Consider the following 11,797-nt stretch of genomic DNA (forward strand, 5'->3'; position numbering starts at 1 on the left):
AGTTCGCCGCCCGTCGTAGCATTGGTTAGTCTTTCGTGCCGGGAAGCACCGAGCCGAGCACCTGCCGCGCGGTATTCGCAATCACGCTGCCTTCCTTCGGGTCGCCCTCCATTAGCGTGCGCGCAAAGGCCTTCGCTTGCGGCAGCGTGACATGAGGCGGCAGAGGCGGCACTTCCGGGTCGCACTTCACCTCGAGCACGACCGGCCGTTTCGCTGCAAGCGCGGTTTCCCACGCTTCGGCCAGCTGGTCGGCCTTGTCGACATAAATGCCGGTCAGCCCGATCAATTCTGCAAAACGGTGATATGGCACATCGGGAATCTGCTGCGACGCGTTGAACTTCGGATCGCCGTTCATCACGCGCTGCTCCCAGGTCACCTGGTTCAGGTCTTCGTTGTTGAGCACCATGCAGATCCAGCGCGGATCGGCCCACTGCTTCCAGTATTTCGACACCGTAATCAGCTCGGCCATATTGTTCATCTGCATCGCGCCGTCGCCGACCATCGCGATAACGGGCCGACCGGGATAAGCAAACTTTGCGGCGATCGCATACGGCACGGCCGCACCCATCGACGCGAGCCCGCCCGACAGCGACGCCATCATGCCGCGCCGGATCTTCAGGTCGCGCGCGTACCAGTTCGCGCACGAACCTGAGTCGCTCGTCAGGATCACGTTGTCGGGCAGACGCGGCGACAGCTCGGTGAAAGCGCGCTGCGGGTTGACACCGTTCGCGGTCGGCTGATGTGCGCGTTCGTCGAGTGTCTCCCACCAGCGCGATGTCCAGCGCTCGATTCTCGAACGCCATGCGTCGCCGGTTTTTTCCTTCAGCAACGGCAGCAGCGCGCGCAGCGTCTGTGCGCTGTCGCCGACCAGATTCACTTCCATCGGGTACCGCAGGCTCAGCATGTCCGCCTTGATATCGATCTGGACGCCGCGCGCATCGCCCTCCTTCGGCAGGAATTCCGAATACGGAAAACCCGTGCCGATCATGAGCAGCGTGTCGCAGGTGTTCATCATTTCGTAGCTCGGCTTCGTGCCGAGCAGGCCGATCGACCCTGTCACCCACGGTAGATCGTCAGGTAACGCGGCCTTGCCGAGCAGCGCTTTCGCGACGCCCGCGCCGAGCCGGTTCGCCACTTCGATTACTTCGTCGGTGGCGTTCAGCGCGCCCGCGCCGACGAGAATCGCGACCTTGTGACCCGCATTGAGCACCTCGGCCGCGCGCTGCAGTTCGTCCTGCGTCGGCACGACTGTGGGCCGCGCATAGCCGACGCCCGAATGCGCGGTGCCGTGCTTGCGCGCGGGCCCTTCGTATTCGAGATCCTGCAGATCGTTCGGCAGGATCAATGCCGTGACACGCCGCTCGGCGAGCGCGATGCGTATCGCACGGTCGACCATATGGCGCACTTGCGCGGGCACGCTTGCCTGCTGCACATAAGAACCGGCGACATCCTTGAACATCGCGGCAAGGTCGAGTTCCTGCTGATAGTGCGAACCGAGTCCCGCGCGCGCCTGCTGTCCGACGATCGCGAGCACCGGCATGTGATCCATTCTTGCGTCGTAGAGCCCCGTGATCAGGTGGGCCGCGCCCGGGCCCGAAGTCGCGATGCACACGCCGAGTTCACCGGTGAATTTCGCGTGTGCACTGGCCATGAAGGCGGCCATTTCTTCGTGACGCGTCTGCACGAATTCGATCTTCCCGTCCGCGCGGTTCAGTGCGCCGAACACGCCGTTGATGCCGTCGCCGGGGTAGCCGAACATCCGCCTGATGCCCCACTGATGCAGCCTGTCGACGATAAAGTCGCCCACTGTCATAGCCATGAAAATCTCCTGCTAAAGAAAAATGGTGCCGAACGCGTTGTGCGTGTCGACGTGTCTGTCGTGCCATCAAGCAGCCCTTCAGGCGTACCTTCCACGCCCAGCAAGCGACGCGCCGCGTCGCGCGAAACCCTGCTGTAAGGAACAGCCATTGCTGATGCGCCAGTAATGGAAACTGTTGGTTCCTGTCGTTTCTGAAAGCGCACACCATGCACGACGCTGCTTCTTCTTCATCGCCTTCTTTCCCGCGCGCCGCGAGCGATCGTTGCGCCGCAGCGCCGATCGCGCGTATCGTTGCGGATGCCTACACGATTCCGACCGACGCGCCAGAAGCGGATGGCACGTTCGAATGGAATTCGACGACGCTCGTCGTTGCCGAGGTCGAAGCCGGCGGTGTAACCGGGCTCGGTTATACGTACAGCGATGCGAGCGTCGCAACACTGATCCGGCACACGCTTTCGGACACGCTCGAAGGCGAGGACGCGTCGGACCTGCAGCGCCTGTGGCTGCGGATGCAGCAGCGCGTGCGCAATCTCGGCCGCGACGGCATCGCGGCCACCGCGATTTCGGCGCTCGACTGCGCGCTCTGGGATCTGCATGCGAAGCGCCTCGGCGTTCCGCTCGCGACTCTGCTCGGCGCGGCGCGCGATCGCGTGCCCGTGTACGGCAGCGGCGGCTTTACGACCTACACGGACGGCCACATGCGCGAGCAGCTATCGCGCTGGGTACGCGACGACGGATGTCGCTGGGTGAAGATCAAGATCGGCAGCGACGCGGCACGCGACCCCGCCCGTGCCCGATGCGCACGCGATGCGATCGGCAACGACGCGGGCCTCTTTGTCGACGCGAATGGCGCATTCGATCCGAAGACGGCTTTGCGTTTTGCCGAGGAAATTTCCAGACTCGACGTGCAATGGTTCGAAGAGCCGGTCAGTTCGGACGATCTCGCCGGGCTCGCCGCGATCCGGTTCGCCGCGCCGCCGGGTATGCGGATCGCCGCGGGCGAATACGGCTATACGGCCGACTATTTCAGGCGAATGCTCGAAGCGCAAGCGGTCGATGTTCTGCAGGCCGATGCAAGCCGTTGCGGCGGCGTGACGGGCTTTATGCGCGTCGCGCATCTTGCCGATGCGTTCCATATCCCGCTTTCGGCGCATTGCGCACCGGCGCTGCATCTGCACGCGGCGGCCGCTGTGCCGGGGCTGTGTCATCAGGAATGGTTTCACGATCATGTGCGCATCGAATCGATGCTGTTCGACGGCGCGCCGCGCGTCGCTAACGGCAGCATCGCGCCCGACCTGTCGCGCCCCGGTTGCGGACTCGAATTCAGGCGCAAGGATGCGCAGCGTTTCGCCGTGAGCATGCCTTGATGCACATACTGAAGCATCGCAGTTCAATGTTTCTGGTTCGCCCATACGACATCGACGATGATAAGAACCACGTTATATGTGCTCGGCGCGCTGAGCGCACTGTCAGGCGCCGCGTTGCTGGCGACGCGTAGAACCGGTGCTCGCGCACAGCGCGCGCATGCACCGGTCGGGTCCGCAGCAGTGGCGAGTAGCGATCGATGGAGGTCGCCTCAGCGCGTGCATATCGATGCCGCGCGTGGGTTCAATCACAGTTCCGCGCTGCTCGCCTTCTCCGCTTTGGCCGATAGCGCCGTCGAACACTATCGCGGTTCGTTCGAGAATCCCGCCATGGTGACGCCGCTCGTATCGGCGACCTGCGCGCTGTTTGCAGGCTTGCATGGCGGCCGGGATCATACCGAGGCGTCGCATTCGATCAGGCATGCGATCTATCTGGCCGCGGCTGCCGCCGGCGTCGCGGGCAGTGGCTTCCACCTGTACAACGTCACGAAGCGTCCCGGCGGTTTCAGCTGGCATAACCTGTTCTATGGCGCGCCGCTTGGCGCGCCGATGTCGTTGCTGCTGTCGGGGGCGCTCGGCGCGGTCGGCGAACAGTTGCGCAACGAACCTGCACTCGACCCGCGTCTGTTCGGCATGCCCGCCGGCAAGGCGCTCGCGCTGGCGGCCGGCATCGGGCTCGTCGGCACGATCGGCGAGGTCGGACTGCTGCATTTTCGCGGTGCATTCCAGCATCGCGCGATGTATGCGCCAGTCACGATCGGACCGCTTGCGGCGGTACTGCTTGCGCATTCGGCACTCGCGTCGCCGGGTCCACGCTGGTTTACGCGCATCTGGCTGCGCACGACCGCCGCGTTGGGCTTCGTCGGCACGCTGTTTCATGCGCGCGGTGTCGCGCGCATGCAAGGCGGCTGGCGCAACTGGACGCAGAATATTCTGGGCGGTCCGCCGCTGCCGGCGCCGCCGAGCTTTACCGCGCTCGCCATGGCCGGCCTCGAGGCGTTGCGCCTGAGGGAGACCGAGCGTGAGTAAAGACCTCAATGCGAACTCGAACGCGGACCTCAATGCGGACCTCAATGCGGACGCCAATGCGCGCGTCAATGCGCACGGTGCCCTTCCCGCCTATCCGCATTACGACGTGCTCGACAAGCGAGATTCGCCTTCGTGGGACGATGCGACGCGCAGTGTAATCGACGATCGCATCGGCACCCGCGACGAACCGGCATGGTGCACTCCGGAAGAATGGCGCACGCTACGCGCGCTATGTGCCGTGATCATTCCGCAGCCGGACAGCCGCTCCGCTGCGAATCGCCGGCCCGTTCCGCTGGCCGCGCTCGTCGACCGCAAGATCGCCGGCAATAAAACCGACGGCTATCGCAACGCGAGCCTACCCGGCTTGCAGCAGGCGTGGCGCATCGGTCTTTCCGCACTCGACGACGAAAGCCGGCATCGCTATCAGGCCGCGTTCGCCGATCTCGACGACCACGCGCGCATCGCTCTCGTGCAGGCAATGGAACACGGCACGCTGACGCGCGATTCGTGGCAAGCCATGTCATCGAAGCTGTTCTTCCGGCAGCGCGTGCTGCACGATGTCTGCACGACTTACTATGCGCATCCGTCGTCGTGGAGCGACATCGGCTTCGGCGGACCGGCCAATCCGCGCGGCTATGTGCGCATGACGTTCAATCGCCGCGACCCGTGGGAAGCTGTCGAATCGACCGGCGAGTACAGTGCGTCGGAACCGGAGACGCATCGTGCCCGATGATGCGCTCCGTCATCCGCGCGGCGCGAACGGCCGTGCGCCCGATGTGTTCACGCGCGGCGGCTGGGTGCCGATGCGCGAGTATGCGCAAAACGAAGAGGTCGATTTCGTCATCGTCGGCACCGGTGCGGGCGGCGGCACGCTCGCGTGCCGGCTTGCCGAAAAGGGCTTCAAGGTCGTTGCGCTCGACGCGGGCGCCTGGTGGCGGCCGCTCGAAGAGTTCGCCTCCGACGAGATGCATCAGGCCAAGCTCTACTGGACCGACGAGCGCATTGTCGACGGCGACGACCCGCTCGTGCTCGGTGCGAACAATAGCGGCAAGGCGGTCGGCGGCAGCACCGTGCACTTCGCGATGGTGTCGCTGCGCTTCCGGCCCGAGTGGTTCAAAGCACGCTCGCTGCTCGGTTATGGCGCGGACTGGCCGCTCGACTGGCGCGAAATGTGGCGCTACTACGCGTACGTCGAAGATGCGCTGAAAATCTCCGGACCGGTGCGCTATCCATGGGGACCGGAACGGCCGCGCTATCCGTATCGCGCGCACGAAATGAATGCAGCGGCGCTCGTGCTCGCGAAAGGCGCCGAAGCGCTCGGTATCGGCTGGAGCCCGACGCCGCTCGCCACGCTTTCCGCGCCGCGCGGAAAAGCGCATCCGTGTGTCTATCGCGGCTTTTGCGTGTCCGGTTGCGCGACCAATGCCAAACAGAGCGCGCTGGTCACATGGATACCACGCGCGGTCGCGGCCGGCGCCGAGATCCGCGACCTCTCGATGGCCGGCCGCATCGATGTCAATCCGGCTGGCCGCGCAACCGGCGTCGAATACTTCCGCGAAGGCCGCTGGCAATTCCAACGTGCGCGTCATGTGGTCGTGGCCGGATATGCGATCGAAACGCCACGCCTGCTGTTGATGTCGGCAAACGAGCGTTTCCCCGAAGGGCTCGCGAATCGTTCCGGACTCGTCGGCAAGAACCTGATGGTGCAGTCGAATCAGGCCGTATGGGGCGTCATGGACGACGAAATACGCTGGTACAAGGGACCGCCGTCGCTTGCGATCAGCGAACACTGGAATTACACGGACAAGGGTAAGGATTTTTTCGGCGGCTATGCGTATATGAGCCAGGGGCCGCTACCGATGGTCTGGGCGCAGACGCAATTGGGCCGCGGCCTGTGGGGCCAGGCGCTGCTCGACGAGATGCAGTTGTACAACCATCAGGTCGGCCTCAAGATTGTCGGCGAGACGCTGCCGCAGGAGCGCAACCGCGTCACGCTCGCCGACGAGAAAGACCAGTACGGCCTGCCGGTCGCGCGTGTCACGTGGAGCTATTGCGACAACGACCGGCGGCTCGTTTCGCATTCGCTACGCTTCATGACCGACGCGCTTGGCGCAGCCGGTGCCGCACGCATCTGGCAACAGACCGACGACACCTGCCATCTGAACGGCACCGCGCGCATGGGCGACGACCCGGCGACGAGCGTCGTCAACGCCGACTGCCGCAGTTGGGATGTTCCGAATCTATGGATTTGCGACGGATCGGTTTTTCCGACCGTCGGCGGCGTCAATCCATCGCTGACGATCCAGGCAATTGCATGCCGCACGGCGGACAGGATCGAAGTGCTGGCTTCGCGCGGGGAGTTGTAGCGGCTTACACGTGCGCCTGAACGCATCGCATTAGAAGAGCAAGGAGGGAGAACTCATGGGCCGGATCCGAAAACCAGAGATCGTCGTGATTACGGGCGCAACAGCGGGCGTCGGCCGCGCGGCCGCACTCGAATTCGCGCGGCACGGCGCCGACGTCGCATTGCTCGCACGCGATCGGGCTGCGCTGCGCGACACGGCCGAGGAGGTGCGCGCGCACGGCGTGCGCGCGCTGCCCATCGAAGCGGACGTGAGCGACGCCAAAGCAGTCGAGGCCGCCGCTGCTTCCGTCGAAGCGCAATTGGGCTCGATCGACGTGTGGGTCAACAATGCGATGGTCACGACGTTCGCGCCCGTCGACACGTTGCCGCACGAGGACTTCGCGCGCGTGACGAACGTCACGTATCACGGTTACGTCTGGGGTACGATGGCCGCGCTGAAACGCATGCAGAAGTCCGACCGCGGCACGATCGTACAGGTCGGCTCGGCGCTCGCCTACCGCTCGATTCCGCTGCAAGCCGCCTACTGCGGCGCCAAGCACGCCATACGCGGCTTTACCGACGCACTGCGCTGCGAGCTCTATCACCGTAAGAGCCGCATCCACGTGACGATGGTGCAGATGCCCGCGCTGAACACGCCGCAGTTCGACTGGGCCGGCAACCAGATGCCGCATGCACCGCGTCCGGTCGCGCCGATTTTTCAGCCGGAAGTCGCGGCGCGCGCGATCTACTGGGCCGCCACGCATCGGCGCCGCGAAGTGTGGGTCGGCATATCGTCGATCAAGGCGATCGTCGCGAACCAATGGATACCAGGCTGGCTCGATCGTTACCTCGGGCGCACCGGCTTCGATGCGCAGCAGGACCCGCATGCGGTCGCGAATCTCGACCATGCGTCGAACCTGTGGCAACCGGTCAGCCGGCTACATCGCGTGCATGGGCGGTTCGATGCGTCCGCTGTGCCGCGCAGCCGTGCTTTGTGGCTCGACACGCATCGCGGCGTCGTGATGGTTGCGGCCGCAACCTTCGCGACACTCTGCTTCGGTCTGCTGCGACGCCGGGTTTGATCGTGTCCTTGCGGATCGAGGACTATGCGCTGATCGGCGACGGACAGAGTGCCGCCCTCGTCGGCCGCAACGGCTCGATCGACTGGCTATGCTGGCCGTCGTTCGATGCGAGCCCATGATATAGCGAAGACGCTGCTCGCGCCGAAGCGCTCAGCCGACGAGCAGCGATTGCCCGCCGTCGATCCATACCGGCGTGCCCGTAATGAACCGCGCACGATCCGACGAAAGGTAGACGACCATGTCGGCGATATCGTCGCTGCTGCCTGCCTTGCCGTCGGTGAGCGGAATCTTGCCTTGCGGATACTCGGCGGCTTCCGATGCCTCACCGGGCGAACGCGTCTGCGTGTTCTCATCGATTTCGGTGTCGATCTTCCCCGGACAGATCACGTTCACGCGAATCTTGTGCTTGGCGAGTTCGAGCGCCGTCATCTGGCCCAGCGCGAGCAATCCGGCTTTCGTCGTCGAATACGCGGAGGCGCCGCCGTGACTGAATACGCGTGTCCCGTTGATCGACGAGATGATCACGATCGACCCTGCGCCCGCGCGTTTCAGATGCGGCACGGTCAGGTGCAGCGTCAGATACGCGCCGCGCAGATTCGTATTGATCGTGTTGTCCCATTCGGCCGGCTTCAGTTCGTCGATCGGCGCCCATACGCCGTTGATACCGGCATTCGCAACAACGATATCGAGCCGTCCGCTTTGCGAAACCGCGTGATCGAGTCCCTGGCCGAAGCCGGCATCGTCGCGAAGGTCGGCCGTGAAACCGAAAGCGTCGCCACCGTGCTTGACGATCTCGTCGACGGTCGCGCGTGTTTCGTCGTCCTTATGCGCATGCACGATCACCCGCGCTCCGGCCGCGGCGAGGCGTAGCGCGCTCGCCTTGCCGATGCCCGATCCCGCACCTGTGACGAATGCCGTTTTGTTCTGCAGATTCATCGGTTTTCCTCCGCTGATATTCGCGCTTTTGCGCGCCGTTGTGTTCCGGGTCCTGTTTCATTAACCGCCGCCTATGCCTTGCAGCACCTTGCCCGTGCCGCTGCAGACTTCGCAGCGTTCGCCCTCCACCAGGCCGGTGCCGTCACAGACGGCGCATATGTCCTCGCCCACGCCGGGAGCATCCGGCGGTCCTTCGTCGCCCGGCGAAAGCGGTTTTTGATCGGGTTCCATGATGTCCTCCGTAAACAGTTGCGTTGCGGCGTAACCGGCCGCGTCAAGGCGCGGCGCTACGGCTTGCGTGCATCCTCGGGCCGTTGCCTCTGCGACGGACGGCCGCCGCCGCCCGGCGGTTCGGAATGACTGCCGGTGCCGTGCGGCACTTCCGCCGTCTGCTCGGGATGAACATTCGCGCGCGGCGGGTTTGCCTGCTTCATCGCTTCGGTAGGTGGGGCCGGCGGTTGCTGGTCGCGGTCACGCGCGCCGTCGCGGTCGTCGTCCTGGTTGTCGTTCGATGCCATCGTTTCCTCCTTGATCTCGCGTTCGTTGAGATCGTATAGAACTGCAGCAACAAGTGGACCAAACAAGTGGACCAACAGCGGGACCGAACAGCGGGACCAAGCCACGGGCTCCGCATCGGGTACGCCCAATGCGCGTGATCGGTACGCGAGCACATTTCAGGAGCCCCGCATGAGCATCATGACCATTCGCACCTCGGATACCGAAGTCCAGGTCGAGCAGACCGTGTACACGTTTGCGAAAAAAGACGAAGCGGATGCATTCCAGCGCTGCGTGGCCGATCGTTCGATCGACGCGTGCAACCGCGAACATCCGCCGCTTTCGCTGAGACCGGCCACGCCGGAGATGAGGCCCGACGATCCGAATCGCGACAGCACGATCTCGCCGACGGTAGGCGGTACACCGCTGTGACGCGATCGGCCCGAGGCGCCGACACTTGCATGACGGCGCATGCGGTCACGCAAGCAGCTTGTCCGGCGTGATCGGCAAATCGCGAATGCGCTTGCCGGTAGCATGCCAGATCGCGTTTGCGATCGCGGCCGCCACACCGACCACGCCGATTTCGCCAACGCCCTTTACACCGAGAGGGTTGACGACGTCGTCCCGTTCGTCGACGAACAGCACGTCGATATCGTGGATGTCCGCGTTGACCGGAAAGTGATAGAGGGCGAGATCGTGGTTCATCACGCGGCCCAGCGCGTGATCGACCTGCGCTTCTTCCTGCAGCGCCATCCCGATACCCCATACGACGCCGCCCGCGACCTGGTTCGCGGCCGTCTTCGGATTGATGATGCGCCCCGCCGCGACGGCGCTGACGACGCGCGTGACGCGCGCAATTCCGAGCGACTCGTCGACACGCACTTCGGCGAACACGGCCGAATGCGTGGCCATCGAGTATTGCTTCTGGCGGTCCTCGGGCTTGACCGTCGCCTCTTGCTGGAGCTGGTTTATGCCCGCGCGCGTCATCAGTTCGTCGATCGATACGGTCTCGCGCGCGTCTGTGCCGCGCACGATGCGCGCGCCGTTACGCCGCAATTCGCCGGGCTTCGCCTGCGCGAACGCCGGCCCGCCATATTGGCGGGCGAGCGCGACGAGCTGCTCGTGCAATTGCGTGCACGCGGCCTGCACCGCGCTGCCGACCGACGAAACGGTGAACGATCCGCCTTCCACCGGCGCCTTGGGCAAGGCCGTATCGCCGAGTTCGAAGCGCACCATGTCGAGCGGCGCATGCAGCGCGTCGGCGGCGATCTGCGTCATCGCGGTGTAGGTGCCGGTGCCGATATCGGCAGTCGAACTCGACACCACCGCATGGCCGTCGCGCGTCATCACGGCGCGCGCGCTCGCCTGCGTTTGCAGCGCCTCCCAGATGCCGGTCGCCATACCCCAGCCGACCAGCTCGTCGCCGTCGCGCATCGAGCGCGGCGCAAGCGGCCGTGCGGACCAGCCGAAGTGCGCGGCACCGCGCTCGAAGCACTCGCGCAGCGCCTTGCTCGAAAACGGCAGATTCTTGTTGCCGTCGCGCTCCGCATAGTTGACGAGACGCAGCTTCAACGGGTCCATTCTCAGTTCGGCGGCCAGCTCGTCGATTGCCGATTCGAGCGGAAAAAGTCCCTGCGTGGCGCCGGGCGCGCGCATATCGCCCGGCGTCGGCAGATTTAGCTGAGCGACCTTGTAGCCGAGGCGTACGTTGTCGCACGCATAGAGCTGCCCTGCCCAGTTCACGACGACGTCGCAATAGTCCTCGTACAGCGACGTCTCCGAGACCGCCTCGTGCGCGACCGCGGTAAGACGCCCTTCCCGCGTCGCCGCGAGCACGACGCGCTGGATCGACTGCGGTCGATGCGAGAACGTGAACATCTGCTGGCGCGTCAGCGTCACGCGCACCGGCCGCTTCAGATCGAGCGCAGCCATCACTGCGAGCGGCAGGTGGTATTGCGGTCGCAGGCCCGAACCGAAAGCGCCGCCGACGAACGGCGATATCACGCGCACATGATCGTCCTTGAGGCCGAACATTGCGGTCAGGTACTGCTTCGTGTTCTGCACGCCTTGCGTCTTTTCGTAGACCGTCAGGCGTTCGCCGCTGTCGGGCACGACCGTGCAGCCGTGCATTTCCATCGGATTGTGGAATTCGATCGGCGTCGTGTAGAACTCGTTGATGCGCACGGGCGCGTCGGCATAGGCAGCCGTCGCATCGCCGCGCGGCGCCGGCGGCGGCTCGAAACCGCCCTTTTCGAGCGACGGCGGATATGCATTGCCGACCACACGATCAAGCTCGGTGCAGTGCGGCGTGTGCTCATAGCGCACCTGCACGAGCGACGCCGCATGACGCGCAAGCTCGAGCGACTCCGCGACGACAAGCGCAACGGGCTGGCCGCTGAACCAGATGCGGTCGTCCCACAGCGGTCTGAACGGCATGCCGCCCGGCGCAATTGCATCCTTGTAGTTCGCGTCCATGAGCGGCAGCGTCATGCGGTTCTCGTGCGTCAGCACGAGCAGCACACCGGGCGTTTCGAGTGCCGCGGACGCATCGATCGAAATCACGCGTCCGCTTGCGATCGCGCTCGACACGACAAAGCCATAGACAAGCCCGTCCGCGGCGAATTCGCCGGCATAGCGCGCCGCGCCCGTGACCTTTTGCGTGCCGTCGACGCGGTTCAGCGGCGTACCGCTCACCCGCATTGTGTCGTATTCCTCTTCGGCGGACTCG

The 11,797-nt window shown here is 64.8% G+C and carries 12 protein-coding genes; 7 read left to right on the top strand and 5 right to left on the bottom strand.

The genetic code is table 11. The features are described 5' to 3' along the window. Nucleotides 1–25 precede the first annotated feature (25 nt). Nucleotides 26–1,819, bottom strand: a complete 1,794-nt coding sequence (locus tag QYH69_RS10075; protein ID WP_308831720.1) for a thiamine pyrophosphate-requiring protein — start codon at nt 1,817–1,819, stop codon at nt 26–28. A 206-nt stretch (nt 1,820–2,025) separates the two neighbouring features. On the opposite strand from QYH69_RS10075, the gene QYH69_RS10080 reads away from it, so the two are divergent. The 6 genes from QYH69_RS10080 (at nt 2,026) to QYH69_RS10105 (ending at nt 7,757) form a co-directional block, all read left to right on the top strand. Next, a complete protein-coding gene (locus QYH69_RS10080; RefSeq protein WP_308831721.1) occupies nt 2,026–3,186 on the top strand; it encodes an enolase C-terminal domain-like protein in 1,161 nt (386 codons plus the stop codon). Between the two features lie 57 nt (nt 3,187–3,243). Next, on the top strand, nt 3,244–4,212 hold the full coding sequence (locus QYH69_RS10085; protein ID WP_308831722.1) for a hypothetical protein: 969 nt from the start codon (nt 3,244–3,246) through the stop codon (nt 4,210–4,212). 106 nt (nt 4,213–4,318) lie between these two features. Beyond that, nucleotides 4,319–4,945: a gluconate 2-dehydrogenase subunit 3 family protein gene (locus tag QYH69_RS10090; protein WP_308831856.1), complete on the top strand. Its 627-nt coding sequence runs from the start codon at nt 4,319–4,321 to the stop codon at nt 4,943–4,945. Then, nucleotides 4,935–6,578, top strand: a complete 1,644-nt coding sequence (locus tag QYH69_RS10095) for a GMC family oxidoreductase (protein ID WP_308831723.1) — start codon at nt 4,935–4,937, stop codon at nt 6,576–6,578. The genes QYH69_RS10090 and QYH69_RS10095 overlap by 11 nt, the downstream gene beginning before the upstream one ends. 55 nt (nt 6,579–6,633) lie before the next feature. Then, complete coding sequence (locus QYH69_RS10100; RefSeq protein ID WP_308831724.1) at nt 6,634–7,638, top strand: SDR family oxidoreductase; 1,005 nt, start codon at nt 6,634–6,636, stop codon at nt 7,636–7,638. Between the two features lie 2 nt (nt 7,639–7,640). Beyond that, complete coding sequence (locus tag QYH69_RS10105; RefSeq protein ID WP_308831867.1) at nt 7,641–7,757, top strand: trehalase-like domain-containing protein; 117 nt, start codon at nt 7,641–7,643, stop codon at nt 7,755–7,757. A gap of 31 nt (nt 7,758–7,788) precedes the next feature. On the opposite strand, the gene QYH69_RS10110 is transcribed toward QYH69_RS10105, so the two are convergent. Genes QYH69_RS10110 through QYH69_RS10120 form a run of 3 tightly spaced genes read right to left on the bottom strand, consistent with a single transcriptional unit; the run spans nt 7,789 to nt 9,092 of the window. Continuing rightward, nucleotides 7,789–8,574 carry an SDR family NAD(P)-dependent oxidoreductase gene (locus QYH69_RS10110; RefSeq protein WP_308831725.1) on the bottom strand — a complete coding sequence of 262 codons (786 nt, stop codon included), beginning with the start codon at nt 8,572–8,574 and terminating at the stop codon, nt 7,789–7,791. A 60-nt stretch (nt 8,575–8,634) separates the two neighbouring features. Then, on the bottom strand, nt 8,635–8,805 hold the full coding sequence (locus QYH69_RS10115) for a hypothetical protein (RefSeq protein ID WP_198039129.1): 171 nt from the start codon (nt 8,803–8,805) through the stop codon (nt 8,635–8,637). Nucleotides 8,806–8,861: 56 nt separating this feature from the next. Continuing rightward, nucleotides 8,862–9,092, bottom strand: coding sequence for a hypothetical protein (locus tag QYH69_RS10120; protein ID WP_308831726.1), 231 nt, complete (start codon nt 9,090–9,092; stop codon nt 8,862–8,864). 169 nt (nt 9,093–9,261) lie between these two features. Between QYH69_RS10120 and QYH69_RS10125 the strand changes: the two genes are divergently transcribed. Continuing rightward, nucleotides 9,262–9,501 carry a hypothetical protein gene (locus tag QYH69_RS10125; protein ID WP_308831727.1) on the top strand — a complete coding sequence of 80 codons (240 nt, stop codon included), beginning with the start codon at nt 9,262–9,264 and terminating at the stop codon, nt 9,499–9,501. A gap of 45 nt (nt 9,502–9,546) precedes the next feature. Here the strand turns inward: QYH69_RS10125 and QYH69_RS10130 are convergent, their stop codons facing one another. Next, nucleotides 9,547–11,769, bottom strand: a complete 2,223-nt coding sequence (locus QYH69_RS10130; protein ID WP_308831857.1) for a xanthine dehydrogenase family protein molybdopterin-binding subunit — start codon at nt 11,767–11,769, stop codon at nt 9,547–9,549. Nucleotides 11,770–11,797: the final 28 nt, after the last annotated feature.

Source organism: Paraburkholderia sp. SARCC-3016, from assembly GCF_031119615.1.
GTDB lineage: Bacteria > Pseudomonadota > Gammaproteobacteria > Burkholderiales > Burkholderiaceae > Paraburkholderia.

Excerpts from the sequence above, each read along its gene's own strand:
- QYH69_RS10085 (WP_308831722.1), top strand. The coding sequence starts at position 3,244 with ATGATAAGAACCACGTTATATGTGCTCGGCGCGCTGAGCGCACTGTCA.
- QYH69_RS10120 (WP_308831726.1), bottom strand. The coding sequence starts at position 9,092 with ATGGCATCGAACGACAACCAGGACGACGACCGCGACGGCGCGCGTGAC.
- QYH69_RS10130 (WP_308831857.1), bottom strand. The coding sequence starts at position 11,769 with ATGCGGGTGAGCGGTACGCCGCTGAACCGCGTCGACGGCACGCAAAAG.
- QYH69_RS10115 (WP_198039129.1), bottom strand. The coding sequence starts at position 8,805 with ATGGAACCCGATCAAAAACCGCTTTCGCCGGGCGACGAAGGACCGCCG.
- QYH69_RS10080 (WP_308831721.1), top strand. The coding sequence starts at position 2,026 with ATGCACGACGCTGCTTCTTCTTCATCGCCTTCTTTCCCGCGCGCCGCG.
- QYH69_RS10075 (WP_308831720.1), bottom strand. The coding sequence starts at position 1,819 with ATGGCTATGACAGTGGGCGACTTTATCGTCGACAGGCTGCATCAGTGG.
- QYH69_RS10100 (WP_308831724.1), top strand. The coding sequence starts at position 6,634 with ATGGGCCGGATCCGAAAACCAGAGATCGTCGTGATTACGGGCGCAACA.
- QYH69_RS10125 (WP_308831727.1), top strand. The coding sequence starts at position 9,262 with ATGAGCATCATGACCATTCGCACCTCGGATACCGAAGTCCAGGTCGAG.
- QYH69_RS10110 (WP_308831725.1), bottom strand. The coding sequence starts at position 8,574 with ATGAATCTGCAGAACAAAACGGCATTCGTCACAGGTGCGGGATCGGGC.